This window comes from Amycolatopsis sp. NPDC006131, assembly GCF_040614175.1.
In the GTDB taxonomy this organism is placed as follows: domain Bacteria; phylum Actinomycetota; class Actinomycetes; order Mycobacteriales; family Pseudonocardiaceae; genus Amycolatopsis_E; species Amycolatopsis_E tucumanensis.
Map to the genome: position 1 here is coordinate 1 of NZ_JBEXTX010000111.1, position 24998 is coordinate 24998.

Consider the following 24998-nt stretch of genomic DNA (forward strand, 5'->3'; position numbering starts at 1 on the left):
GGCACGCCGGCGGTGTGGACGCTGATGCAGTTCGCGGCCCGCGAGCGCTACCGCACGCTGATCGGCTTCAAACGCTGCCACCCCGCCGGCTGACTCGGTGCGGCTCGCCGACGCGCTCGCCAAGGCGCTGCGCAACGCGCACGAGGCGGGGGAGCGGTCCGGTCCGCTGGACGTCCTGATCCAGGCCAGCCTCGACGACGATCCGTCACGAGGCGGCTGTCCGCTCCCTCAGCTGGGTGAGCTGGCCGATCACATCGCCGGGCTGGACGGGCTGCGGCTGCGCGGGCTGATGGCGGTCGCGCCGCTGGGCGCCGACCCCGCCCCGGCCTTCGCACGCCTGGCCGCCGCGGCCGCTGACCTCCGCCGGAGCCACCCGGACGCGGTCGAGTTGTCCGCGGGGATGAGCGGTGATCTTGAACCCGCCATCGCGCACGGTTCGACATGTGTGCGTGTCGGAACCGCGTTGCTCGGCGCCCGCGGTCTAGCCTCGCCGTAGCGAGATCACCCGGAAGTGAGCGATCGCGTCCGGGTAGTCAGGTGAGGGAGCGGCTAGGGAGAGGCATGAGCGCGCTGCAGAAGCTGAAGGCCTACTTCGGCATGATCCCGGCCGACAGTGACGGTTACGACGGCTACGACTCCTACGAGGCCGCCGACCGGTACGACGACGACTACCGCCGCGACTACGCGGACGAAGCCTACGACGGCTTCGACGAGGAGCCGCCGCCGCGTGCCCGCCGACGGTACCGCGACGGTTCCGACTACGACGAGGAGGGCCCGCTCCGCACGCGGCCGCGGTCGCCGGAGCCGCCGGTGCACGGCGCGCTCGCGGTCGAGCGGCAGCCGGAGCCGGTGGCGCGGCTGCGCCCGGTGCCGGAGCCGGCCAGGGCGTCGGCGCCGCGGGACGCGCTCGGGCGGATCACCACGCTGCACCCGACGAGCTACGTCGAGGCGCGGGGGATCGGCGAGGCCTACCGCGAGGGCATCCCGGTGATCATCAACCTGACCCAGATGGAGAACGCGGACGCCAAGCGGCTCGTGGACTTCGCGGCCGGGCTGGCGTTCGCGCTGCGCGGCTCGATGGACAAGATCACCAACAAGGTGTTCCTCCTCTCGCCGCCGGACGTGGAGGTGACCGCGGAGGAGCGCCGCCGGATCGCCGAGGGCGGGTTGTTCCTCCGTCACTGAGTGCGATCGCCGGTTCCCGGAAATGGGGTGGAACGGTGTGATGGCACAACTACAGGTCGTAACAATTTACGCCGAACGGGTGAAACCGTTGGCTAAATCACAGTTCGATTACGTGACCCGGGCACACCGGGCGTTCCGGGTGCTCCCGGGGTCACGGTGATGTGGCAGAGTGGTGTTCGTGGATGCGGTCCGGCTAGTCCTCTACTACGTGCTGTTCGTCTTTTGGCTGCTGCTCACAGCGCGTGTCGTGGTGGAGCTCGTGCGAGCCTTCGCACGGGATTGGCGCCCCGCGGGCGGGGTTGCGGTGACGCTGGAGACCATCTACACAGTGACCGATCCTCCGGTCCGCGTGGTGCGGAGGATCATTCCGATGGTTCGCATTGGCGGCGTCGGACTGGACTTATCGATTATGGTGCTGCTGTTGGTTGTGTTCATACTGATGCAACTGGCGCTTCCTGGGTGACTTCGGGGGAACCCAGGTGTCGGAGCAGGCCATGGAGTGCGTGAGGTGATCTGATGTCGTTGACCCCCGCTGACGTGCATAACGTTGCGTTCAGCAAGCCACCCATCGGCAAGCGGGGCTACAACGAGGACGAGGTGGACGCGTTCCTCGACCTGGTGGAGACCGAGCTCGCGCGGCTCATCGAGGACAACAACGAGCTGCGCCAGCAGGTCGAGCAGCTCGACGCCGAGCTCGAAGGCACCCGTGCCGACCTCGAAGCCGCCCGCGCCGGTGCCGGCCCGCAGGAGCGCCGCCTGGCGCCCGTGCCGCCGCCCTCGGCCGCCGAGCAGACCCAGGCCCACCCGATGTCGGACGGCGGCGAGCCGAACGTGCAGGCGGCGAAGGTCCTCGGCCTGGCCCAGGAGATGGCCGACCGGCTGACCGCCGAGGCCAAGACCGAGTCCGACGGCATGCTCGCCGAGGCTCGCGCGAAGTCCGAGCAGCTGCTCTCCGACGCCCGCACCAAGGCCGACTCGATGGTCAACGAGGCGCGCACGCGAGCGGAGAACATGCTCAACGACGCCCGCACCCGTGCCGAGACGCTGGAGCGGCAGGCGCGCGACAAGGCGACGACCATGGAGCGCGAGGCTCAGCGCAAGTACACCGAGACCATGAACACGATGAACAGCGAGAAGACCGCGCTGGGCAAGAAGATCGAGGAACTGCGCACCATCGAGCGGGAGTACCGCACCCGGCTGCGCGGGTTCCTTGAGTCCCAGCTGCGCGAACTCGACGACCGCGGCTCGGCCGCGCCCGCGTCGGCGTCCTCGAACTCGGGACAGGCCGGCGCCGGATCGGGCAGCGGCCAGGGCTACTCGTTCGGTCCTCGCGCCGAAGCGGGCTGAGCTTCCCGGTGACGGTTCCGGCACTCCGCGTGGGAGGGTCGGAACCGTTCCGGGCGTGGTTCGTGTTGTAATTCAGCGTGCTCTTCATCGTTCTGGTCCTGGTTCTGGCCGCGCTGGGGTTGCTGATCGCGGCTCTGATCACGGCGAACTCGCTGTGGGCGTGGATCTCGATCGGCCTGTCGGTCGCCGCCGGGCTGCTGCTGGTGGTCGACTTCGTGCGGCGCCGGGTGGCCCGCCGCCGTGCGTCCGCGGTGGCGGAGCCTGCCGAGGAGCCAGGGGACGAGCCCACCGTCGCCGCGTCGGCGGACGACGACGAGCCGTCGGCGCCGGAAGCCACGGCGGTGGAGAAGCCGGCGGACGAGCCGGCCCCGGAGAGCCCGGCCGCCGAGGTCGAGGACGCGCCGGCGGACCAGACGGCGCTGATCCCCACGGCCGGTGAGCTCGTCGGCACGGCCGAGGAGGGCGAGCCGGGCGAGGAGCAAACGGACCCGGCGGACGCGAAGATCGTGGACGAGCTGGACGTCGAGGTCGTGGTCGTGGACGAGCACCCGCGATACCACCTGACGGACTGCGGCTGGCTCGCCGACCGCGACACCATCCCGATCTCGGTGAAGGAAGCCCGGGACCTCGGCTTCACACCGTGCGCGCGTTGCGCCCCGGACGCCCACCTGGCCGAGGCGCACCGCGCGAAGGCCTGAAGCGTCGCCGGGCGGCGTGCTCGGTGATACGCGGTCTCGGTGGAGGTGGCCCGGGGGCTTGGTTTTCGCCGTGTGCGCGTTGCGCCCCAGACGCCCACCTGGCCGAGGCGCACCGCGCGAGGGCCTGAGTCGGTCACCCCGCTGCTGCTGACTCCACCCGGAGGCGCGTGCCCTCATGCCATCCGCACGCCGAGTAGCTCGGCGAGCGCGTCCGCCCCGGTGGGGGTGAGCCGGAGCGCTCGGTGGCCCGGCCGGCGCCTCGCCACCCAGTTCCGCTCGAGGAACCGCTCCGCGAGCGCCGCGCCCAGTGCGCCCGCCAGGTGGTGCCGCTGTTCCGACCAGTCCAGGCAGAACCTCAGCAACGGCCGCCGCCCGCGGCACGCGTCGACGGCGGCCAGGTCGAGCCCGAGCGGGGCCAGCACCTCCGCCGCCGCCGAGCCGACGGCGTACGGGTGCTCGCTCAGGGGCTGCGACAGCCGGTCGCCCGGTCGCCGGGCCGTGCCGCGGACGCCGTCCACCGCGACCAGCGCCCCGCGCTCCACCAACGCGGCCGTGACCTCGACACCGAGCCGCCCGGCCAGGTGGTCGTAACAGGTCCGCGCGAACCGCAGCGCCTGCGCCCGGGTACCCGACCGCAGCGACGTCACCGGCCGGGCGGGGGAGAAGCGCGCGAGCGTTTCGAGGATCTCGACGGCATCCGGTCGCAGCCGGTAGAAGCGGTGCCGCCCGGACCGCTCCGCCTCGACGAGCCCCGCCTCCCGCAGCTTCGCCAGGTGCGCGCTGACCCCGGGCGCGGACAACCCGGCCTCCACCGCGAGCACGGACGCCGCGAGAGCCCGCCCGTCGGCGAGCGCCGTCAGCACCCGCACGCGGGCCGGATCCGCGAACAGCGCCGCGGTGCGCGCGATGTCGACGTCGCCTCCGCTCATGGACCCAGCATGCCGCGGGAACACTTCCGCCGCCGCCGAAATGTCCCGACGCGCCCGGTGATCCTTTGTGGACTCGGCCTCCGGTGGCGAGATCTCGCGGTCGACGGGCATCGGATTACTACTTGGCTGTCGGAAAAGCAGCCCGGTCATGGTCCACTATGGATGGCCGTCCGGGCCTTGCGGACCGTCGGGTAGGCGTTCAGACTGGCCCACCACGCACATTCGCCGGTGTCGCCTCTTTCTTCTGTCGCAACCGGAAAACACGGACAAACAGGGTGATTTCATGGCCCGGCACCTCATGGGCCGACGCGACGAGCACGCTGCCGCCCAGTACGCCGACCCCGGCCTCGTGCGCGGCTACGCCGCGGCTTACGAGTCGGGGCGCGCCACCCGGTACTTCCAGTCGCGGCTGCACCTGGTCGACGAGGCGCTGCGGCCGGCTTCCGGCGCGCTGCTGGACGTGGGGTGCGGGCCGGGGATGCTCGTGCGCCACCTGCTCGACACCAGGCCGGCCGGCTTCCGGATCACCGCCTGCGACCGGTCGGCCGCGATGATCGAAGCCGTGGCAGAGCGCGCCGGCGCCGACGACGTCGAACTCGCCGTCGCCCGGATCGAGGACATGCCGTTCCCCGACGGCGCGTTCGACGTGGTCGTGGCCATGGGCGTGCTGGAGTACGCTCGCGCCCGGGACGGCGTGCGCGAACTGGCCCGGGTCCTGCGGCCGGGCGGGCTGGCCGTGGTGACCATGCTCAACCCGCTGAGTCCCTACCGGCTCGTCGAATGGTGCCTGTACTGGCCGTTCCTCCGGTTGCTCGGGAAGGTGGAGCGGCTGGCCGGCGTTCCGCCGGGGAAGCGGCACACCGTGCCCAAGAGCGGCATCCGCGCGCTTCCGGCGGCCCGGCTGCGCCGCATGCTCCGCGGCGCCGGGCTCGAGCCCGCGGACCCGGTGTACTACGACGTGACGCCGTTCGTGCCGCCCCTGGACAAGGTGTTCCGCCGGTGGCGGCGGGAATGGCGCGGCCACCTGGACCGGACGGTCAGCCGCGGGCCCGGCCGGTGGCTGGGCACCGGATACCTGGTCACGGCCCGGCGATCCGGACGCGCGCCGGCGGGCCGGACCGCGTCGGCGACCGCACGGCGAGTCTGACCGGGCGTGCCGGCCGGGGATGAGCAGCCGCGCCGGTCCGCCGCGACACTTCCAGCCCGGTGGAAGCGAATCCGCGGTCTGCTGGACCCATGCCCGACCGCCGCGCCACCGTCCTGTTCACCCAGTGCGCCGGGATGTTCCTGGTGCAGCTCGACGTCACCGTGGTCAACGTCGCGCTGCCGGACATCGGCGCCGCCGTCGGCGCGGACGTGCCCGCGCTGCAGTGGGTCGTCGACGGCTACACCGTCGTGCTCGCCGCGCTGCTGCTGACCGGCGGGGCGCTCGCGGACGTACTCGGCCCCCGCCGGGTCGTGCTCGCCGGGCTGGGGATCTTCGGCGCGGCCTCCGCGGGGTGCGCCCTCGCACCCGGCAGCGCCGCCCTGGTCGCCGCGCGCGTCGCGCAGGGAGCCGGGGCCGCGCTGCTGCTGCCCGGGACGCTGGCGGTGATCACCCGCGCCTTCCCCGGCCGCCGGGAACAGGCCAGGGCGCTCGGCGTCTGGGCCGGGGTCTCCGCGCTGGCCCTGGCCGCGGGTCCGTTGCTGGGCGGCCTGCTCGTCACCGTCACCGGGTGGCGCTCACTGTTCTGGATCAACGTGCCGCTGACCGCCCTCGCGGCCGCCGGGACCCTCCGCGTCCCCGCCGGCCGGCCTGCCGCCGGGCGCGTGGACGTCGCGGGCACCGTCACCGGGGCCACCGCCCTCGCCGCGCTGGTCTACGCGGTCATCCAGTCCAGCGTGCCCGCCGCGGTCCTCGGCGTGGCCGCCGCCGTGGCGTTCCTGGCCGCCGAACGCCGCAGCCCCGCCCCGATGCTGCCGCTGACCCTGCTGCGCTCACGCACCTTCACCGCGGCCAACCTCGTCGCCGGCGCGATGAACTTCGCCGGCCTCGGCACGATCCTGCTCGCCACGCTCTACCTGCAGGGCGTCCACCACGCGACCCCGCCGGCCGCGGCACTGGCGATGCTGCCCGGGTTCCTGCCGCTGTCGCTGCTCGCGCCGGTCACCGGGCGGCTCACCGCGCGCTTCGGCCCGCGCCCGGTGATGATCGCCGGGCTGCTCACCGGCTCGGCCGGCCTGCTCGGCCTGCTGCGGGTCACCGCGACCAGCACGATCACCGGCGCGTTCCTGCCCGCGTTCGCCCTGGTCGGCGTGGGGCTGGGCCTGCTCACCGCGGCCGTCGTCGCCGCGGCCGTCGGCGGCGTCCCGGCGGACCGGGCCGGCATCGCCAGCGGCGTCAACAACACCGCGCGGCAGGCCTGCGGCGCGCTCGGCATCGCCACGTTCGGCGCGATCGCGGGCAGCCCCGCCCGGCCGGCCGCGTTCGTGCACGGGCTGCACGCCGCGGCCGTCCTCGGCGCCGCGCTGTGGCTGGCCGCCGCCGTGCTCACCGCCGCCGCGGTCGGCCGACCCTGAGCGAAACCCGGTTGCGGCAGGCGGCTAACCTGGAAGGACACGGCGTCGATCCGGCCATCACCGGGGAGCCTCCGGAAGAACGGGACCCGGTGGTCCTCAGTAGAACCGGACGGGTACGGCCCGTCACAGCCGTCAACGAAGAGGCCCGCTCGGTGAGCGGGCAAACGGGGTGGTACCGCGGAAGCGGCGCTCAGGTGGCGCCTTTTCGTCCCCGTGCTGGATCCCCAGCGGATCCGCCACGAGAGCGACGAGCACCCGCGAGGAGCGCACCGATGTACCCGAAGGCTCAGCTCGGCGACGGGCCGGCAGGCCAGGTCCCGTCCCAGCCGTCCTTCCCGGCGCTGGAGACCAGCGTGCTGGCCTACTGGGAGTCCGACCGGACCTTCCAGGCCACCATCGACGCGCGCGAACCGGGGACGAACGGCAGCAACGAGTACGTCTTCTACGACGGCCCGCCGTTCGCCAACGGCCTGCCGCACTACGGCCACCTCCTGACCGGTTACGTCAAGGACATCGTGCCGCGGTACCAGACCATGCGCGGCCGCCGCGTCGAGCGCCGCTTCGGCTGGGACACCCACGGCCTGCCCGCGGAGCTGGAGGCCGAGCGGCAGCTCGGGATCACCGACAAGTCGCAGATCGACGAGATGGGCATCGCCGCGTTCAACGAGGCGTGCCGCGAGTCCGTCCTGCGCTACACGAACGAGTGGCGCGAGTACGTCACCCGCCAGGCCCGCTGGGTCGACTTCGACCACGACTACAAGACGCTCGACGTCACCTTCATGGAGTCGGTGATCTGGGCGTTCAAGCAGCTGTGGGACAAGGGCCTGGTCTACGAGGGCTACCGCGTGCTGCCCTACTGCTGGCGCGACGAGACGCCGCTGTCCAACCACGAGCTGCGGATGGACGACGACACCTACGCCAACCGCCAGGACCCGGCGCTGACCGTCGGGTTCCGCGCCGAGGGCAACGGCACCGATCTGGACGGCGCCTACCTGCTGATCTGGACCACCACGCCGTGGACCCTGCCGTCCAACCAGGCGGTCGCGGTGCACCCGGACGTGGACTACGTCGTGGTCGAGCAGGACGGGAAGCGGTTCCTGCTCGCCGAGCCGCGCGTCGCCGCCTACGCCAAGGAACTCGGCGAGGAGCCGGCCGTGGTGGCCCGGTACCGGGGCGCCGACCTGGCCGGCGTGAAGTACGCGCCGCCGTTCCCGTACTTCCTCGGCAACGCGAACTCGCACCAGGTGCTGCTGGCCGACTTCGTCACCACCGACGACGGCACCGGCATCGTGCACATGGCCCCGGCCTACGGTGAGGACGACAAGGCCGCCGGCGACGCCGCGGGCATCACCCCGGTCACCCCGGTCGACGCGCACGGCCGCTTCGACTCGACCGTGCCGGACTACGAGGGCCAGCAGGTCTTCGACGCCAACCCGGACATCATCAAGGACCTCAAGTACGGCACCGGATCCGCCGCCCGGCAGGGCGCGATCCTGCTGCGGCACGAGACGTACGAGCACTCCTACCCGCACTGCTGGCGCTGCCGGAACCCGCTGATCTACCGGGCGGTGTCGTCGTGGTTCGTCAAGGTGACCGCGTTCAAGGACCGCATGGTCGAGCTGAACCAGCAGATCACCTGGTACCCCGAGCACGTCAAGGACGGCCAGTTCGGCAAGTGGCTGGAGAACGCGCGCGACTGGTCGATCTCGCGCAACCGCTACTGGGGCACGCCGATCCCGGTGTGGATGTCGGACGACCCGGCCTACCCGCGGGTGGACGTGTACGGCTCGCTGGACGAGCTGGAGCGCGACTTCGGCGTGCGGCCCACCGACCTGCACCGCCCGCACATCGACCAGCTGACCCGGCCCAACCCGGACGACCCGACCGGGAAGTCCACCATGCGCCGGGTGCCCGAGGTGCTGGACGTGTGGTTCGACTCGGGTTCGATGCCCTACGCCCAGGTGCACTACCCGTTCGAAAACGCCGAGTGGTTCGAGCACCACTACCCGGGCGACTTCATCGTCGAGTACATCGGGCAGACGCGCGGCTGGTTCTACACGCTGCACGTGCTCGCGACGGCGCTGTTCGACCGGCCGTCGTTCCGCACCTGCGTCTCGCACGGCATCGTGCTCGGCTCCGACGGGCAGAAGATGTCGAAGTCGCTGCGCAACTACCCGGACGTGACCGAGGTGTTCGACCGGGACGGCTCCGACGCGATGCGCTGGTACCTGATGGCCAGCCCGATCCTGCGCGGCGGCAACCTGATCGTCACCGAGAAGGGCATCCGCGACGCGGTGCGCCAGGCCGTGCTGCCGCTGTGGAACTCCTACTACTTCCTCGCGCTCTACGCCAATGCCGAGGGCGTGGAGGGTCAGTGGCGCACCGACTCCACGCACGTGCTGGACCGCTACATCCTGGCCAAGACCGGCGAGCTGGTCACCGACGTGCAGTCCGCTTTGGACACCTGCGACGTCGCGGGCGCCTGCGCCACCACGCGCGACTTCCTGGAAGTGCTGACGAACTGGTACGTGCGCCGGTCGCGCGAGCGGTTCTGGGCCGGTGACAAGGACGCGATCGACACCCTGCACACCGTGCTGGAGGTCGTGTCGCGGACGATGGCGCCGCTGCTGCCGCTGACCACCGAGGTGGTGTGGCGCGGGCTCACCGGCGGCCGGTCGGTGCACCTGCAGGACTGGCCGCTGGTCGACGAGCTGCCCGCCGACGCCGCGCTGGTGACGGCGATGGACCGGGTCCGGCAGGTGTGCTCGTCGGCGCTGTCGCTGCGCAAGGCGAACAAGCTGCGCGTGCGGCTGCCGCTGGCGAAGATGCTCATCGCCGCCGATGACGCGGAGGCGCTGGCGGACTTCACCGACATCATCGCCGACGAGGTCAACGTCAAGTCGGTCGAGCTGAGCACGGACGTCGCCGCGCACGGCCGGTTCGAGGTCGCGGTCAACGCCCGCGCCGCCGGGCCGCGCCTGGGCCGGGACGTGCAGAAGGTGATCAAGGCCGTCAAGGCGGGCGACTGGACCACCTCGCCGTCCGGCGGCGTGGTGGCCGCCGGCATCGAACTGGCCGAGGGCGAGTACGAGCGGCGTCTGGTCGCCAAGGACGAGGGCGCCACCGCGGAGCTGCCCGGCGGCTCCGGGCTGGTACAACTGGACACCGCGGTGACCCCGGAGCTGGCCGCCGAGGGCGTGGCGCGCGACCTGGTCCGCGTCGTGCAGCAGGCGCGCCGCGACGCCGGTCTCGACGTGGCCGACCGGATCGCGCTGACCGTGGACGCGCCGGAGGACGTGGTCGCCGCGGCCAAGGCGCACGAGGAGTTCGTGGCGGGCGAAACCCTGGCGAACTCGGTGTCGTACGGGCACGTGGACGGCGGTTTCGCGGGCGCGGTCGGCGACGGCGACAAGATCACTGTGGCGGTAACGAAGGCCTCCTGATCACCGACAGACGGGGAAACACCAACAGGGGGTTTCGCCGGTGACTTGGCGCAGGTGGGTGCTGGCGGGTGGCGCGGCAGCGGTCGTCGCGATCGTCGTGGCGGCCGTTGTCGTCGTGTGGGGCGGGTCCTCGCCGGACAAACCCCAGGCCAGCGGCTCGGGCGCCGAGGACTCGGGCACGGTGGCTTCGCGATTCCTGCTCGCCTTCGCCGAGGGCGACGCCGACGCGGCGGCGGCGCTGACCGACGACCCGCGCGCGGCGAGCGTGCTGATCGCCGACGCTCGCCGCGGCCTGGCCCCGGTGTCCGTCTCGGCGCGGCTGGGCCAGGTCACGCCCGCCGCCACCCGGGCCACCGCGACGTTCCAGGTCAGCTGGACGATCGCGGCCGGGCAGGTGTGGTCCTACGACAACAGCCTCGACCTGGTGGCCGCCGACGGCCGCTGGCTCGTGCACTGGAGCCCCGCGGTGGTGCACCCGAAGCTGCGCGCCGGACAGCAGCTGGCGGTGCGCACGCGCGCGGGCAAGAACGCCGTGGTCGACCGCAACGGCAGGCCCGTCCTGACCTGGCAGGCGGCGGGCACGCAGGTGGCGGAGCCGGGTGTGGCGCCGCTGCTGGTGCCCGCGTTGCAGCGGACGGTGTCCGCGCGGTCGCAGGGCGGCTGGTCGGTGGTCAGCACGGATGTCGACGGCGCGGTGCAGGAAACGCTGTTCGGCCAGGGCGACGTCGAGGTGGCGCCGCTGACCACGACCCTGAGCCTGCCCACCCAGGCGGCGGCGCAGCGGGCGGTCGATTCGGCGGCGTACCCGACGATGCTGGTGGCGATCCAGCCGTCGACCGGCGACCTGCTCGCGGTGGCCCAGAACGCGGCGGCCGGGGCCGAGCCGAAGGCACTGAACGGCCTGTACGCGCCGGGGTCGACGTTCAAGATCGCCACCGCGGCGGCGTTGCTGGAGTCGGGCGCGGCCACCGCGGACACGATCGCGGACTGCCCGGCCACCGCGCGCATCGGGCAGCGCACGATCCCCAACGACGATCAGTTCTCCTTTCCGCCGCTGCCGCTGCACTCGGCGTTCGCGCACTCGTGCAACACCACGTTCGCGCAGCTCGCGTCGACGCTGCCGCCGGACGCGCTGGCCGGCGCGGCGAGCGGGTTCGGCCTCAACGCCGACTTCGCCATCCCCGGCATCACCACCGAGGCGGGCAAGGTGGTCGCCACCACCAGCGGCGCCGAGCAGGTGGAGTCCGCGATCGGGCAGGGCACCGTGCAGGCGAGCCCGTTCGGCCTGGCCCTGATGGCGGCCACCGTCGCGCGCGGCGACGAGGTGACGCCGCGGCTGTGGCAGGAGCTGGAGACGTCGGTGAACACCGGCTACCGGGCGCCGTCCCGAGACGTGATCGCCGCGCTGCGGACGATGATGCGCGAGGTCGTCACCGGCGGCACCGCGACCGGGCTGCGCGGCAACGGCGTCGTGTACGGCAAGACCGGCACGGCGCAGTTCGGCGACGGCAGCCAGGCGAACGGGTGGTTCGCCGGGTACCGCGACGACGTGGCGTTCGCGGTGCTGCTGCTCGGGTCGGACTCCTCCAAGCCGGCCGTCACCGTGTCGTCGGCCTTCCTCGGCGCGCTGGGCTGACGTTTCGGCCGCGGCCGACGTGTGCGGCTACTACCGTGGCCGTCGTGGAGACGATCGCGCTGGCCGAGGTGGCCGCGGTGCTCGCCGACCCGAGCCGGGCGGCGATGTGCCTCGCCCTGCTCGACGGGCGGGCGTGGACCGTCGGGGAGCTGGCCCGCACGGCGGGGATCGCGCCGTCGACGGCGAGTGAGCATGTCAGCCGTCTGAAGGAGGCGGGGTTCGTGGCGGGGGTGAAGCAGGGGCGGCACGCCTACGTGCGGATCGCCGACCCGCGGGTGGCCGAGCTGATCGAGCACCTGGCGCAGCACGCCGGGCACCGGTCCGCCTCGGGGCTGCGCGAGTCGCTGCGCGTGCGGCGGCTGGCGTTCGCGCGCACCTGCTACGACCACCTGGCCGGCACGGTGGGCGTCGCCCTGCGCGACGGCATGATCCGGACGGGACTGGTCTCCGACGGGAACGGCCTCGCGCTGACCGAGCGCGGTCGTTCGGTGCTCGGCGAGCTGGGGGTGACGATCCCCGCCGAGCGGCGCCCGTTGCTGCGGGCGTGCCTCGACTGGACCGAGCGCCGCGACCACCTGGGCGGCGCACTCCCGGCGGCGCTGTTCGCGCGCGGCGTGGAGGCGGGCTGGTTCGTGCGGCGGCCGGATCGGGCGGTGGTGGTGACCGAGGCGGCGGGGGAGCCGCTGGCGCTTCTGGGTGCGGAGCTGCCTGCTGATCGTCCTGGGGTGGCCTGAGGTTGGTGTGGCCCTGGCAGGGGCTGGGCGTGAGGCAGGTCCCGCCGGCCACCGGCGCCCGCCGCTGGCCCGCCGTGTTCGCCCGACCTGGAGCGCATGCGGTGCAACCGGCGCCGCCCGGCCGCGCGTTCCCGGCGGCGCTGTCGCGCGGCGTGGAGGCGGGCTGGTTCGTGCGGCGGCCGGATCGGGCGGTGGCGGTGGCCGAGGCGGCGGGGGAGCCGCTGGCGCTTCTGGGTGCGGAGCTGCCTGCTGATCGTCCTGGGGTGGCCTGAGGTTTGGTGTGGCGGCCGAACCGGGCGGTGGTGGTGACCGAGGCGGCGGGGGAGCCGCTCGCGCTCCTGGGCGCGGAGCTGCCCGCTGATCGCCCTGGGGTCGCCTGACACCCGTGCGGGGGCTGCACTGGCCACTCGTCGTCATCGTGCGCCCACCTGCCGTCGAACGCACCCGTCGGCGATCTTGTTGCGGGACAAGAGAAAAGCGGCCCTGACATGCCGGAAGACCCCACCGGGGCGCGGTCCGGCTCCTCGGTTCCTTATCCTGAAGCCTGACAATCCGGGCAGGGGAGGTGCGGGTGGGCGAGCTGCCGGTCGTGCTGGGGCTGGGCTCGGCCGTCCTGCTCGCCGCCGTGCTCGCGGTCCGCTTCTCCACCCGCCTCGGCCTGCCGTCGCTGCTGCTCTACCTCGCGATCGGCGTGCTGCTCGGCGAAGCCGGGTTCGGCATCCAGTTCTCCGACCCGTTCCTCACCCAGGCGCTGGGCCTGGCCGCCCTCGTCATGATCCTCACCGAGGGCGGCCTGACCACCCGCTGGTCGGCGGTGAAACCCGCGCTGGGCCAGGGAGTGGCACTGTCCACAGTGGCGGTCGGGCTGAGCATCGCGATCACCGGCCCCGCCCTGCACTGGCTGCTCGGCCTGGACTGGCGGATGGCGCTGCTGTGGGGCGCGGTGCTGGCCTCCACCGACTCGGCCGCGGTGTTCTCCGTGCTGCGCGGCGTCGGCGTGCCCCGGCGGATCGTGGGGGCGCTGGAACTGGAGTCCGGCATCAACGACGCCCCCGCCTACATCGCGGTCGTCGTGCTGGCCGAGGGCACCCGGATCGACTGGTCGCTGCCGCTGCTGGTGGTCTACGAACTCGGCGCCGGCCTGGTGCTCGGGCTGCTGCTCGGGCTGGCCGGGGCGTGGGCGCTGCGCCGCGCCGCGCTGCCGGCCACCGGGCTCTATCCACTCGCGACGGTCGCGGTGTGCGTGGTGGCCTACTCGTCCGGGCAGCTGCTGCACGCCTCCGGCCTGCTCGCCACCTACGTCGCGGCGGTCGTGCTGGGCAATTCGCGGCTGCCGCACCGCTCGGACACGCTGTCCTTCGCCGAGGGGCTCGGCTGGCTCGCCCAGATCGGGTTGTTCGTGCTGCTGGGCCTGTTCGCCTCGCCCGAACGGCTGCTGGAGTCGATCGTGCCGGGCCTGATCGCGGCCGCGGTGGTGCTGGTGTTCGCGCGGCCGGTGTCGGTGCTGGTGTCACAGCTGCCGTTCAAGGTGCCGCTGCGCGAGCAGGTGTTCCTGTCCTGGGCGGGGTTGCGCGGCGCGGTGCCGATCGTGCTCGCGATGATCCCGCTCTCCCAGGAGATGCCCGGCGCGCAACGGCTCGTGGACGCGGTGTTCGTGCTGGTGATCGTGCTCACCCTGGTGCAGGGCCTCACGCTCGGCCCGCTCGCGCGGGTGCTGCGGCTGAAGGCGGACACCGAGCCGAAGGAGATCGAGGTCGACGCCGCGCCGCTGGACGAGCTGCAGGCCGAGCTGCTCCAGGTCAAGATCCAGCACGGCTCGCGCCTGCACGGCGTGTACCTGTCGGAGCTGCGGCTGCCCGCCGGGGCGTCGCTGAGCCTGATCGTCCGCGACGGCCGCAGCTTCACCCCGCAGCGCACCGACCGGCTGCAGCGCGGCGACCAGATCCTGATCGTCAGCACCGAGTCCGCGCGGGAGGCGGCGGAGCGGCGCATCCGCGCGGTGGACCGGGCCGGGCCGCTGGCGCGCTGGAAGGGCGAGTCCGGCAACTGAGACCCGCTGGCGCGCGGCGGGGGCGATCGGTTACTGTGTCCGCGTAGGTCACGAGTGCCAGCGCCAAGCCCCGGCTCGCTGGCCGGCAACCCTCCTTCCGCGGTGGGGTGCCCCGGGTGAGGACCTGGCTCGTCGCGAGGTGCGGCGGGCAAGCGCGGACCCCCTTGCGGGTCCCCGGACCCGAGGAGCCTTTCCGATGACTCTCGCTCTCGAACGCGTCACCACCCCCGCCGTCACCGCCGCCGCGGCCGTCCCGCTGGTCACCGGCGGGGAGCTGGACTACGCCAACCTCGACCACGCGGCCAGCGCCCCGTGCCTGGAGGCCGTGCGCCGCGCGGTGGACGAGTTCCTGCCGCACTACGCGAGCGTGCACCGCGGCGCCGGGTTCGCCTCGCAGGTGTCCACAAAGGTCTACGAGCGCACCCGCGACGTGCTGCGCCGGTTCGTCGGCGCCCGGCACTCGGACGCGGTCGTGTTCACCCGCAACACCACCGACGCGCTGAACCTGCTGGCCCGCAGCCTGCCGCGGCACACGTCGGTGGTGCTGTTCGACACCGAGCACCACGCCGCGCTGCTGCCCTGGCGCGGCCCGAACGTGCGCCGGATCCCGCTGCCGAACACGCGGCTGGCCGCGGTGTCCGCTGTGGACAGTGCGCTGGCGGAGTGCCCGGAGGGGCCGCGGCTGGTGGTCGTGACCGGCGCGTCGAACGTGACCGGCGAGCTGCTGCCGGTGGCCGAGATCGCGGCGGTGGCCCGGCGGCACGGCGCGCGCATCGCGCTGGACGGCGCCCAGCTCGCGCCGCACCGGCCGATCTCGGTGCGGGAGCTGGACGTGGACTACGTGGTGCTGTCCGGGCACAAGCTGTACGCGCCGTTCGGCGCGGGCGCGCTGATCGGGCGCGGCGACTGGCTGCGCGCGGCGGACCCGTACCTGGCCGGAGGCGGGGCGACGAAGTCCGTGCGCCGCGACGGCGACGGCCTCGGAGTGGCTTGGCAGAGCGGGGTGGAGCGGCACGAGGCCGGTTCGCCCAACACCGTGGGCGTGCACGCGCTGGGCGTGGCGTGCGAGCAGCTGGCGGCGTCGTGGGACGCGGTGGCCGCGCACGAGCGGGAGCTGCTGGAGCGGCTGACGCGCGGTCTCGCCGCGGTGCCGGGGCTGGCGGAGCTGCGCCTGTTCGACGGCGCGGCGGAGCGAGTCGGCACGGTGAGCTTCGTGCTCGACGGGTTCGAGCCGGGCTGGGTGGCGGCGGTCCTGTCGGCCGAGTACGGGATCGGCGTCCGCGACGGCGCGTTCTGCGCGCACATCGCGGTGCGGCGGCTGGTGGAGCGCAGCGGCGGGGAGGGGCAGCAGGCGCTGCGGGTGAGCCTCGGGCTGGGCACCACGACCGAGCACGTCGACCGGCTGGTGACCGCGCTGCGGCAGATCGTCGCGCGGGGCGCGCGGTGGACGTACGGCGTGGTCGACGGCCGGTGGGCGCCCTGCCCGGACCCGCGGCCGCTGCCGGACTTCCTGCGCTGAGCCGGCGCCGCGGCTGTTCCCCGGGTCCGGATGGTGACCCGGCTGCTGGGTGCGGTGGCTCGGCGCCCGGTTCGCCGGTTTCCGCCGGGCACCGTGTGCGGAACGGCGCCACTGCCGGGTTTCCCGTTGAGGGGGCACGTGCGCCCGGCAGCGCGCTGACCGGCTTTCCCGGCCTGCGCCGGGCCCGGCGCGGCAGCCGTGGACAATGGCGGGGTGAGCAGTGACCCCCAGCCCTCCCCGGAACCGGACACCGTGCCGGACGAGCAGCCGGCCACCCCGCCCAAGCGGCGCGCTCTGCTGCTGGCCGTGATCGCGATCGTGGTGTTCGCGGCGGACGTCGTGACCAAGTCGGTCGTCGTGGCGACCCTGGAGGGGCACCAGCCGGTCCGGGTCCTCGGCGGGCTCGTCTACCTGCAGCTGATCCGCAACCCCTTCGCGGCCTTCGGCATGGGCGTCACCGGCATGACCTGGGTGTTCGCGATCGTCGCGTTCGGGGTGGTGATCGCGCTCATCTGGTTCGCCAAGCGGCTGCGGTCGCCTGGCTGGGCGATCGGCCTCGGGCTTATCCTCGCCGGCGCGCTCGGCAACCTGGTCGACCGTGTCTTCCGCGCGCCCGGCGTGCTGCGCGGCCACGTCGTCGACTTCGTGTCGCTGTTCGCGCCCAACGGGGACGTGTGGCCGGTGTTCAACGTGGCCGACTCGGCGATCTGCGTCGGCGGCGTGCTGATCGTGCTGCTGTCCCTGCTCGGCCGCGAGTACGACGGCACCGTGAAGAGGGCCAAGCGTTGAGCGCCCGGATGCTGCCCGTCCCGGACGGGCTCGACGGCATGCGCGTCGACGCCGGGCTGGCGAAGCTGCTCGGTCTGTCCCGCACCGTCGTCGCGGAGCTGGCCGAGTCCGGCGACGTCCTGCTCGACGGCCGCCCGGCGGGCAAGTCCGACCGGCTCTCCGCCGGTGTGCTGCTCGAGGTGACCCTGCCCGACCCGGACAACCCGGTCGAGGTGGTCGCCGAACCGGTCGACGGCCTGCGCATCCTCCACGACGACGACGACATCGTGGTCGTGTCCAAGCCGGTGGGCGTCGCCGTGCACCCGAGCCCCGGCTGGACCGGGCCCACCGTAGTCGGCGGGCTCGCCGCGGCCGGGCTGCGCATCTCGACCTCCGGCGCCGCGGAGCGCCAGGGCGTCGTGCACCGCCTCGACGCCGGCACCACGGGCGTGATGGTGGTGGCGAAGAGCGAGCACGCGTACACCGTCCTGAAGCGCGCGTTCAAGGAACGCACCGTCGACAAGGGCTACCACGCCGTCGTGCAGGGCCACCCGGACCCGACCCGCGGCACGATCGACGCCCCGATCGACCGGCACCCGCGGCACGACTACAAGTTCGCCGTGGTCGCGGGCGGCCGGCCGTCGGTGACGCACTACGAGGTCATCGAGGCCTTCCGCGCGGCGTCGCTGGTGGACGTCAAGCTGGAAACCGGCCGCACCCACCAGATCCGCGTGCACTTCTCGGCGCTGCGGCACCCGTGCGCCGGCGACCTCACCTACGGCGCGGACCCGGTGCTGGCCCGCAAGCTCGGCCTGACCCGGCAGTGGCTGCACGCCCGCACCCTCGGGTTCGCCCACCCCGCGGACGGCCGGTGGGTCCAGTTCGAGTCGCCCTACCCCGACGACCTCGCGCACGCGCTGGAAGTGCTGCGCGCGGAGAACTAGGCGACCGCGGTCCCTTCGAGTTCGACCATCAGCTCGGGGATCGCCAGCCGCGTCACGCCGAGCATCGTGGTGGGCGGGGCGACGCCGGCCGCGCCCAGCCGCGCCGCCAGCACGCCGTAGTGCGGGAACAGCTGATCGACGTCGGTGGTGTAGACGTTGAGCCGGACGAGGTTCGCCAGCGACATCCCGGCCTCGGCGAGCACGGCCTCCAGGTTGTCCAGGCTCAGCGCCAGCTGCTTCGCCATGTCCCCGGCGTGCTGGGGTTTGCCGTCGCCGCTCATCGCGGTCTGCCCGGCGCAGAACAGGGTCCGGGTGTGCCCGGCGACCAGTTCACCCTGGTGGTACCCCAGCTCCGCCGACCACGTCCACGGGTCGACCGCGGTGCGTTCCACTCCCACATCAGCTCCCTTCGGATCAGTGCTGTGACGGTTCGAAGCCTCGCAGCGAATCACGACATCCTGTGTCGCGTATTTCGCTAGAGTTCGCGGAATGCGCGCCGACCGCCTGGTCTCGCTGGTGCTGTTGCTGCGCCGGCACGGCCGGTTGTCCGCGACCGCGCTGGCCCGCGAGCTGGAGGTGTCCACCCGCACGGTGCTGCGGGACGTCGAGGCGCTGTCCGCCGCCGGTGTCCCGGTCTACGCCGAACGCGGACGGCACGGCGGTTTCGCGTTGCTGCCCGGTTTCCGGACCGAACTGACCGGGCTGAACCACGACGAGGCACTCGCCCTGCTGATCGCCGGGTCGCGGCGCGGCGCGCAGGCGTTCGGCCTCGGCTCGGCGCTCGCTTCGGCCATGCTCAAGGTGGTCGACGCGCTCCCGGAAGGCCATCGCGAGATCGCGGCCGGCGCGGCGGAGCGGTTGCTGATCGACCCGGAGACCGACCTGCTGGCCCGCCGGGTGGCCGAGGAGGAGGAGGCGCCCGGCGCCGTCGTGGCCGAGGTCCGCCGGGCGGTGCTGGCCGGTCACAAGCTGCGGATCCAGTACGCGGCGGTGGACCAGAGCCCGAAGTGGCGCACGGTGGACCCGATCGGCCTGGTCACCGTGCGCGGCCAGGGCTACCTGCTGGCCACCCGGTCCGGCGCCGACCGCACCTACCGGCTGTCCCGGATCCGGGCGGCGGAGGCACTCGACGAACCCGCGCAGCGCCCGGACCGGGCCGATCTGGACCGGGCGTGGCGGGAACGCAGCGCGCGGTTCCGCGCCGGCGGCGACCAGGTGACCGTGATGGCCCGGGTGGACGCGGCGCGGCGGGAGGAGCTGGTGCGCACCGCGGTGGCCGTCCACGCCGAAGTGGCCGACCCGGACGGGCTGCTGCGGCTGGAGGTCGTCTTCCAGGACGCGCGGCATGCCGAGTGGGCGTTGTGGCAGCTCGGCACGGACGCGGAAGCGCTGGCCCCGCAGTGGTTGCGTGCCGCGCTGGGTGATCGGGCCGCGGCGATCGCCGCCCGCTACCGCTCTCTGACCTAGTCCTCCAGGGACCAGGTGAGGGAGCGCTCGTCGGGCTCGGGGCGGGGGCTCCACCGCACCGCCACCACGCGGGTGCTCTCGGGCAGCACGTACACCGTGTGGCCGCCCGCCGTCTCGCCGGGCTGGACCCCGATCTTGTGCGGCGGCCGCGAGGTCAGCGACACCGGCGCCTTCGCGACCGGCTTGCCGTCGGCGGTGAGCAGTTCCAGGTAGTTGTCCGGCAGCGACACGAACGGGATCGGGCCCTTGTTGGTGACCTCGGTGTGCACCACAACCGCCCGCTCGCCCGGTTCGAGCCGGTACCCGGCCGCGCCGAACAGGTAGTCCGCCGGGTCCTGCACCTCGAGCAGCTGCACGGTGAGCTGCTCGCCTTCGAGGCCCTGCCCGGCCAGGCTGTCGCCGATCTTCCCGGTGCGCGGGCCGGCCGGCGGCGCGGGCCGCTGGTCGCCCCGCGCCCACGACGCCGTCTGCGGCGGGCCCCACGTGCTGATCACCGGGTCCAGCGGCGCCGGATACGGCCCGGACGCCACCCCCGCGACCTGGTGCGGCCCCGACACGGCACCCTGCTGGACCTGGTACGGCCCGGACGGCACGCCGCGGCCGGGGGACGGCTCGGCCGGCGGGTAGCCCGGACCGGGCCGGGCGGGCGGCGGGTACCCGGGCGGCGCGGCCTGCGGCGGCTGCGCGGGCGGCGGGTAACCGGGCACGGCGCCGGACGGCGCGAACCCCGGCGTCGCACCGGATGGCGCGAACGGCACCGCGCCGGACGGCACTGGGCCGGACGGCACTGGGCCCGACTGCACTGGGCCGGACGGCGCGAACGGCACCGCGCCGGACTGCGGGTGCGCGGCCGGTGCCTGGTAGGGCCCCGGGTTCGGCGTCTGCGGCTGCGCGGGCGGGAACGCCCCGGCGAGCGCCGCGCGCAGGCCCTGCGGGTCGCTCTCCACGCCGACCAGCAGCGGCAGCCCGCTGCCGGACAGGGCGACCAGCCGGTACGCCACCTCGCGCGGGTCCATGCCGACACGCGCCGCGAGCTCGTGCACGGCCACCTTGCCCAGTTCGGCCAGTGCGGCGAGCAGGCGGGCATCGGCGGGATCGGTCACGGCCACGTCCGGAAACGCTACCCGCTGGCCTTCCCGGCCCGGTCGTTCACCCCGGCGCGCCGCCCGGAGGTTCTAGGCTGGCGGCACGCTGACCCGACGAAGCTGGGATGGATGGATGACCGAGGTCGTGAAGCTCGCCGACGAGTTCGTGGACGCCCTGTTCGACGCGGAGCCGTTGTGGCCCGCGGTGCTGGGGCTGGAGTCCGACCGGGACGGGCTCGGCGACCTCGGCGAGGAGGCCGAGGCCGCCTTCCGCGACCGGCTCGACGGGTTCGTCCGGCGCGCCGAGGAGATCGACCCGGCCGGGCTCAGCGCCGAGGACCGGGTGACCCGCGACGTGCTGCTCAGCCAGGCCCGCGCCAACCTGGACCGGCTGGACACCCACCTGGTCGAGTTCACGATCAGCGACATCTTCGTCGCCCCCGCGGTGGGCCTGCTGACGATCCTGCCGATGGTCGGCGTGCCCGACGACGAGCAGGGCCGCCGCCACCTGGGCCGGCTCGCGGCGATCCCGCGGTACCTGGAGCAGGCCGCGGACCGGCACCGGGCGGGCGTCGCGGCCGGGCGCGTGCCGGTCGAGCACCTGGTGCGCGCCGCGATCGCGCACCTGGACCGCTACCTGGCCGCGCCGGACGCCGACCCGCTGCTGCGCCAGCCCGCGCCGAGCGCGGAGTTCGCCGCCGAGCGCGAGCGGGTGCTGGCCGAGGTGGTGCGGCCCGCGTTCGCCGCCTACCGCGACGCGCTGGCCACGGACATCGCGCCGCACGGCCGCCCGCCGGAGAAGCCCGGTGTGTGCTGGCTGCCCGACGGCGAGCGCATCTACGCCTCGCTGGCGCGCACGCACACCACCACCGACCGCACGCCGGACGAGCTGCACGAGACCGGTCTGCGCATCATCGGCGAGCTGGCCGCCGAATACCGCGAGATCGGCGCGCGCGTGTTCGGCACCGACGACCTGGCCGAGATCTTCCGTCGGCTGCGCACCGATCCGGAGCTGCGCTGGGGCAGCGCCGAGGAACTGCTCGACACCGCCCGGTCGGCGATCAGCCGCGCGGAGGAGGCCGCGCCGCGCTGGTTCGGCCGCATCCCGCCGCACAAGTGGGTCGTGGAGCCGGTGCCCGCGGCCGAGGCGCCCGGCGGCCCGGCGGCGTTCTACCTGCAGCCGTCGGTCGACGGCTCGCGGCCGGGCATCTACTTCGCCAACACCCACGAGGTGACCGAGCGGTTCCGGCACGCCGCCGAGGTGACCGCGTTCCACGAGGCCATCCCCGGTCACCACTTCCAGCTGTCCACCGCGCTGACGCTCACCGAGCTGCCGCTGCTGCGCCGGATCGGCGACTTCAACGCCTACGCCGAGGGCTGGGGCCTCTACAGCGAGCGGCTCGCCGCCGAGATGGGCCTCTACTCCGACGACGTCGCGCTGCTCGGGATGCTCACCATGGACTCGATGCGCGCCGGCCGCCTGGTCGTCGACACCGGCCTGCACGCCAAGGGCTGGAGCCGGCAGCAGGCCGTGGACTACCTGCGGGAGCACACCCCGATGCCGCAGGTCGAAATCGAGTCCGAAGTGGACCGTTACATCGCGTACCCCGGCCAGGCGCTGGCGTACATGGTGGGACGCCTGGAGATCCAGCGCGTGCGGGCGCGGGCCGAGCAGGCGCTGGGGGAGCGGTTCGACATCCGCGCCTTCCACGACCTGGTCCTCGGCGGCGGCGCGCTGCCGCTGTCGGTGCTGGAGGCGGTCGTCGACGAGTGGATCGCGCGGGCATGAGCGAGGTGAACGCCCTCGCCGAGGAGCTCACCGGCCTGCTGTTCGAGGCCGACCCGCTGCGCCCGTCGGTGCTCGGCCTGCCCGGCGCCCACGACCGGCTGCCCGACCTCACCGCGAGCGCCGAGAAGCGGCAGCGGGCGGCCTACCTGGACGTCGCGGCCCGCGCGGAAGCGGCCTCGCCCGCGACCGCGGACGAGGCGGTGACCCGCGACGTCGTGGTCCAGCAGGCCAGGGCCGCCGTCGACCTCCTCGACGCGCGGCTGCCCGAGTTCGCGGTCAGCGACGCCTTCACCGCCCCGCTCCAGCTGCTGCTGATGACCCTGCCGATGGTCGAGCTGACCGACGAGACCCGGGCGCGGGGTTTCCTGGCCCGGCTCGCCGCGTTCCCGTCCTTCGTGGACCAGGTGGTGGAACGGCAGGCGGCCGGCCCGGTGCCGCCGGACTTCCTGGTGGACTCCGCGATCGGCTACTTCGACCGGATGCTGGCCGCGCCGGAGCTGACCTCGCTCCGGCTCGACGTCGGTTCGGCGACGCTGGCGGCCGAGCGCGACGCGCTGCTGTCCGGGTTCGTCCGACCCGCGCTGGCCCGCTACCGCGAGTTCCTCCGCGAAGACCTGCGGCCGCGGGCCCGGCCCGCCGAGGAGGCCGGGCTGTGCTGGCAGCCGGGCGGCCTCCTGCGTTACGCCGGGCTGATCCGCGCGCACACCACCACGGAGCGCACCGCGCAGGAGCTGCACGACATCGGGCTGGCGCTGATCGCCGACCTCGCCGGGGAGTTCCGCACGCTGGGCCGCCGCGTGTTCGGCACCGGCGATCTGGCCGGGATCTTCGAGCGCCTGCGCACCGATCCGGCGCTGCGGTGGGGCAGCGGCGAGGAGCTGCTGGCCGCAGCGCGCGCCGCCATCACGCGGGCGGAAGCCGAGGCGCCCCGGTGGTTCCGGACGATCCCGTCCGCGCGCTGCGAGGTGCGGCCGGTGCCGGAGAGCGACGCGGACGCGGGCACCATCGCCTACTACGTCGAACCGGCGCTCGACGGCTCCCGTCCGGGGATCTACTACGCCAACACCTTCCACGCCGGGGAGCGGTTCCGGCACGTCAGCGAGGCGGTCGCCTACCACGAGGCGATCCCGGGGCACCACTTCCAGCTGTCCCTGGCGCTCGAGCTGGACCTGCCGCTGCTGCGCCGCGTCGCCGACGTCAACGCCTACACCGAGGGCTGGGGGCTCTACGCCGAGCGGCTGGCCGAGGAGATGGGGCTCTACACCGGGGACGTGGCGCGGTTCGGGATGCTGACCCAGGACGCCATGCGTGCCGCGCGGTTGGTGGTGGACACCGGCCTGCACGCGCTGGGCTGGTCGCGTCAGCAGGCGGTGGACTACCTGCGGGAGAACACGCCGATGGCCCCGGTGGAGATCGAGGAGGAGGTCGACCGCTACGCGGGCTGCCCCGGCCAGGCGCTGTCCTACATGACGGGACGACTGGAGATCGAGCGGATCCGGGCGGGCGCGGAGCGGGCGCTGGGGGACCGGTTCGACATCCGGGATTTCCACGACGTCGTGCTCGGGCACGGCATCCTCCCGCTGCCGGTCCTCGACCGGGTGGTTTCGAACTGGATTACCAGCCGGTAATGTGCTCGGCAATCAGGTAAGCGATCGCTTAGAAGGGTTGGATCGATGCGGATCGGCACCCAGATCTCGTACTCCGGCGGGTTCGCCGAGAGCGTCCGGGACGTCGTCGAGCTGGAGAAGGCCGGGCTCGACGTCGTCACCATCCCCGAGGCCTACTCGTTCGACGCGGTCAGCCAGCTCGGCTACGTCGCGGCGAAGACCGAGCGCGTCCAGCTCGCGTCCGGCATCCTGCAGATCTACACGCGGACCCCGACGCTGACCGCGATGACGGCGGCCGGCCTGGACTTCGTCTCCGACGGGCGGTTCATCCTCGGCATCGGCGCGTCCGGGCCGCAGGTCGTGGAGGGCTTCCACGGGGTGCGCTACGACGCCCCGCTGGGCCGGACCCGCGAGATCGTGGAGATCTGCCGCCAGGTGTGGCGCCGCGAGCGCGTGGTCCACGACGGCAAGCACTACAAGATCCCGCTGCCCGCCGACCAGGGCACCGGCCTGGGCAAGCCGCTGAAGATCATCAACCACCCGGTGCGCGAGCGGATCCCGGTGCAGATCGCGGCGATCGGCCCGAAGAACGTGGCGCTGACCGCGGAGATCGCCGAGGGCTGGCAGCCGATCTTCTTCCACCCGGAGCGGGCTTCCGAGGTGTGGGGCGAGGCGCTGGCCGAGGGCAGGGCCAAGCGCGACCCGTCGCTCGGCGACCTCGACGTGGCCGTCGGGGTGCCGGTGGCGATCGGCGAGGACGTCGGCCACATGCTCGACTGGGTGCGTCCCGTGGTCGCGCTCTACGTCGGCGGCATGGGCGCCCGCGGCAAGAACTTCTACAACGAGCTCGCCTGCCGGTACGGCTACGAGGCCGAGGCCAAGCTGATCCAGGACCTCTACCTCGACGGCAAGAAGGAGGAGGCCGCCGCGGCGGTGCCTGTCGAGCTGCTGCGGGCGATCTCGCTGGTCGGGCCGAAGGGGCTGGTCAAGGAGCGCCTGGCCGCCCTGCGCGAGGCCGGGGTCACCACCCTGCAGGTGACGTTCCTGGAACCCGACCCCGCGCGCCGCGTCGGCGTGGTGAGCGAGCTGCGGGAACTGCTCAGCTGACCCGGTCGAGGAACAGGAAGTCGGTCACGCCGATGACCGACAGGACCTGGCGGACGCCGGCCGGCATGCTGGTCCGCTTCTCGTCGTGCTTGGGGACGGCGTCGGCTGAGTGGTCCGGCAGGACACCCAGC

21 protein-coding genes, 1 pseudogene and 1 riboswitch are annotated in these 24998 nt (G+C 73.5%); of the genes and pseudogenes, 19 read left to right on the forward strand and 3 right to left on the reverse strand.

Going from position 1 to position 24998, the window contains the following annotated elements:
- Positions 1 to 91 precede the first annotated feature (91 nt).
- From ABZ215_RS35895 to ABZ215_RS35915, 5 genes and pseudogenes are all read left to right on the forward strand, one after another.
- Positions 92 to 496: pseudogene (locus ABZ215_RS35895) on the forward strand (alanine racemase); the annotation flags it as partial.
- Between the two features lie 65 nt (positions 497 to 561).
- Positions 562 to 1185 carry a cell division protein SepF gene (gene sepF / locus ABZ215_RS35900; RefSeq protein ID WP_020423153.1) on the forward strand — a complete coding sequence of 208 codons (624 nt, stop codon included), beginning with the start codon at positions 562 to 564 and terminating at the stop codon, positions 1183 to 1185.
- Positions 1186 to 1363: 178 nt separating this feature from the next.
- Positions 1364 to 1648 (forward strand): YggT family protein, encoded by a 285-nt coding sequence (locus ABZ215_RS35905; protein WP_026153057.1) that lies wholly within the window; start codon positions 1364 to 1366, stop codon positions 1646 to 1648.
- 53 nt (positions 1649 to 1701) lie between these two features.
- Positions 1702 to 2532: a DivIVA domain-containing protein gene (locus ABZ215_RS35910; RefSeq protein WP_020423154.1), complete on the forward strand. Its 831-nt coding sequence runs from the start codon at positions 1702 to 1704 to the stop codon at positions 2530 to 2532.
- 77 nt (positions 2533 to 2609) lie between these two features.
- On the forward strand, positions 2610 to 3230 hold the full coding sequence (locus tag ABZ215_RS35915) for a hypothetical protein (protein WP_354954886.1): 621 nt from the start codon (positions 2610 to 2612) through the stop codon (positions 3228 to 3230).
- Between the two features lie 173 nt (positions 3231 to 3403).
- On the opposite strand, the gene ABZ215_RS35920 is transcribed toward ABZ215_RS35915, so the two are convergent.
- Positions 3404 to 4159, reverse strand: coding sequence for a metalloregulator ArsR/SmtB family transcription factor (locus ABZ215_RS35920; protein WP_354954888.1), 756 nt, complete (start codon positions 4157 to 4159; stop codon positions 3404 to 3406).
- Positions 4160 to 4442: 283 nt separating this feature from the next.
- Between ABZ215_RS35920 and ABZ215_RS35925 the strand changes: the two genes are divergently transcribed.
- The 10 genes from ABZ215_RS35925 to ABZ215_RS35970 all read left to right on the forward strand — a co-directional run bounded on the left by ABZ215_RS35925 (position 4443) and on the right by ABZ215_RS35970 (position 17812).
- Complete coding sequence (locus tag ABZ215_RS35925) at positions 4443 to 5306, forward strand: class I SAM-dependent methyltransferase (protein ID WP_354954890.1); 864 nt, start codon at positions 4443 to 4445, stop codon at positions 5304 to 5306.
- Positions 5307 to 5395: 89 nt separating this feature from the next.
- Positions 5396 to 6718: an MFS transporter gene (locus ABZ215_RS35930; RefSeq protein ID WP_354954892.1), complete on the forward strand. Its 1323-nt coding sequence runs from the start codon at positions 5396 to 5398 to the stop codon at positions 6716 to 6718.
- Between the two features lie 272 nt (positions 6719 to 6990).
- Positions 6991 to 10161: an isoleucine--tRNA ligase gene (ileS, locus tag ABZ215_RS35935; RefSeq protein WP_354954894.1), complete on the forward strand. Its 3171-nt coding sequence runs from the start codon at positions 6991 to 6993 to the stop codon at positions 10159 to 10161.
- 58 nt (positions 10162 to 10219) lie between these two features.
- Positions 10220 to 11797: a penicillin-binding transpeptidase domain-containing protein gene (locus ABZ215_RS35940; protein ID WP_354954912.1), complete on the forward strand. Its 1578-nt coding sequence runs from the start codon at positions 10220 to 10222 to the stop codon at positions 11795 to 11797.
- 44 nt (positions 11798 to 11841) lie between these two features.
- Positions 11842 to 12531 (forward strand): helix-turn-helix domain-containing protein, encoded by a 690-nt coding sequence (locus ABZ215_RS35945; protein ID WP_354954896.1) that lies wholly within the window; start codon positions 11842 to 11844, stop codon positions 12529 to 12531.
- A gap of 29 nt (positions 12532 to 12560) precedes the next feature.
- Entirely contained in the window at positions 12561 to 12803 is a 243-nt protein-coding gene (locus ABZ215_RS35950; protein ID WP_354954898.1) for a hypothetical protein, read from the forward strand.
- 299 nt (positions 12804 to 13102) lie between these two features.
- Positions 13103 to 14581: a potassium/proton antiporter gene (locus ABZ215_RS35955; protein WP_237337437.1), complete on the forward strand. Its 1479-nt coding sequence runs from the start codon at positions 13103 to 13105 to the stop codon at positions 14579 to 14581.
- A 46-nt stretch (positions 14582 to 14627) separates the two neighbouring features.
- A riboswitch (SAM riboswitch) is annotated at positions 14628 to 14742 on the forward strand.
- Positions 14743 to 14777: 35 nt separating this feature from the next.
- A complete protein-coding gene (locus tag ABZ215_RS35960; RefSeq protein ID WP_354954900.1) occupies positions 14778 to 16100 on the forward strand; it encodes an aminotransferase class V-fold PLP-dependent enzyme in 1323 nt (440 codons plus the stop codon).
- Positions 16101 to 16313: 213 nt separating this feature from the next.
- Positions 16314 to 16889, forward strand: a complete 576-nt coding sequence (lspA, locus tag ABZ215_RS35965) for a signal peptidase II (protein ID WP_354954902.1) — start codon at positions 16314 to 16316, stop codon at positions 16887 to 16889.
- The gene (locus ABZ215_RS35970) at positions 16886 to 17812 is read left to right on the forward strand and encodes an RluA family pseudouridine synthase (protein WP_026153058.1); all 927 of its coding nucleotides are present in this window, start codon (positions 16886 to 16888) and stop codon (positions 17810 to 17812) included. The genes lspA and ABZ215_RS35970 overlap by 4 nt, the downstream gene beginning before the upstream one ends.
- On the opposite strand, the gene ABZ215_RS35975 is transcribed toward ABZ215_RS35970, so the two are convergent.
- A complete protein-coding gene (locus tag ABZ215_RS35975) occupies positions 17809 to 18204 on the reverse strand; it encodes a RidA family protein (RefSeq protein ID WP_020423165.1) in 396 nt (131 codons plus the stop codon). The genes ABZ215_RS35970 and ABZ215_RS35975 overlap by 4 nt on opposite strands.
- Before the next feature lie 97 nt (positions 18205 to 18301).
- On the opposite strand from ABZ215_RS35975, the gene ABZ215_RS35980 reads away from it, so the two are divergent.
- A complete protein-coding gene (locus ABZ215_RS35980; protein ID WP_354954904.1) occupies positions 18302 to 19279 on the forward strand; it encodes a WYL domain-containing protein in 978 nt (325 codons plus the stop codon).
- Here the strand turns inward: ABZ215_RS35980 and ABZ215_RS35985 are convergent.
- Complete coding sequence (locus ABZ215_RS35985; protein WP_354954906.1) at positions 19276 to 20388, reverse strand: AsnC family protein; 1113 nt, start codon at positions 20386 to 20388, stop codon at positions 19276 to 19278. The genes ABZ215_RS35980 and ABZ215_RS35985 overlap by 4 nt on opposite strands.
- 109 nt (positions 20389 to 20497) lie before the next feature.
- Between ABZ215_RS35985 and ABZ215_RS35990 the strand changes: the two genes are divergently transcribed.
- From ABZ215_RS35990 to ABZ215_RS36000, 3 genes are read left to right on the forward strand one after another with little or no spacing between them, the layout of a single operon-like run.
- The gene (locus tag ABZ215_RS35990) at positions 20498 to 22153 is read left to right on the forward strand and encodes a DUF885 domain-containing protein (RefSeq protein ID WP_354954908.1); all 1656 of its coding nucleotides are present in this window, start codon (positions 20498 to 20500) and stop codon (positions 22151 to 22153) included.
- A complete protein-coding gene (locus tag ABZ215_RS35995) occupies positions 22150 to 23781 on the forward strand; it encodes a DUF885 domain-containing protein (RefSeq protein WP_354954910.1) in 1632 nt (543 codons plus the stop codon). Before ABZ215_RS35990 ends, ABZ215_RS35995 begins: the two co-directional genes overlap by 4 nt.
- Positions 23782 to 23826: 45 nt before the next feature.
- A complete protein-coding gene (locus tag ABZ215_RS36000; protein WP_354712194.1) occupies positions 23827 to 24867 on the forward strand; it encodes an LLM class F420-dependent oxidoreductase in 1041 nt (346 codons plus the stop codon).
- Positions 24868 to 24998 lie beyond the last annotated feature (131 nt).

Excerpts from the sequence above, each read along its gene's own strand:
- sepF (WP_020423153.1), top strand. The coding sequence starts at position 562 with ATGAGCGCGCTGCAGAAGCTGAAGGCCTACTTCGGCATGATCCCGGCC.
- ABZ215_RS35910 (WP_020423154.1), top strand. The coding sequence starts at position 1,702 with ATGTCGTTGACCCCCGCTGACGTGCATAACGTTGCGTTCAGCAAGCCA.
- ABZ215_RS35920 (WP_354954888.1), bottom strand. The coding sequence starts at position 4,159 with ATGAGCGGAGGCGACGTCGACATCGCGCGCACCGCGGCGCTGTTCGCG.
- ABZ215_RS35925 (WP_354954890.1), top strand. The coding sequence starts at position 4,443 with ATGGCCCGGCACCTCATGGGCCGACGCGACGAGCACGCTGCCGCCCAG.
- ABZ215_RS35930 (WP_354954892.1), top strand. The coding sequence starts at position 5,396 with ATGCCCGACCGCCGCGCCACCGTCCTGTTCACCCAGTGCGCCGGGATG.
- ileS (WP_354954894.1), top strand. The coding sequence starts at position 6,991 with ATGTACCCGAAGGCTCAGCTCGGCGACGGGCCGGCAGGCCAGGTCCCG.
- ABZ215_RS35960 (WP_354954900.1), top strand. The coding sequence starts at position 14,778 with ATGACTCTCGCTCTCGAACGCGTCACCACCCCCGCCGTCACCGCCGCC.
- ABZ215_RS35980 (WP_354954904.1), top strand. The coding sequence starts at position 18,302 with ATGCGCGCCGACCGCCTGGTCTCGCTGGTGCTGTTGCTGCGCCGGCAC.
- ABZ215_RS35990 (WP_354954908.1), top strand. The coding sequence starts at position 20,498 with ATGACCGAGGTCGTGAAGCTCGCCGACGAGTTCGTGGACGCCCTGTTC.
- ABZ215_RS35995 (WP_354954910.1), top strand. The coding sequence starts at position 22,150 with ATGAGCGAGGTGAACGCCCTCGCCGAGGAGCTCACCGGCCTGCTGTTC.
- ABZ215_RS36000 (WP_354712194.1), top strand. The coding sequence starts at position 23,827 with ATGCGGATCGGCACCCAGATCTCGTACTCCGGCGGGTTCGCCGAGAGC.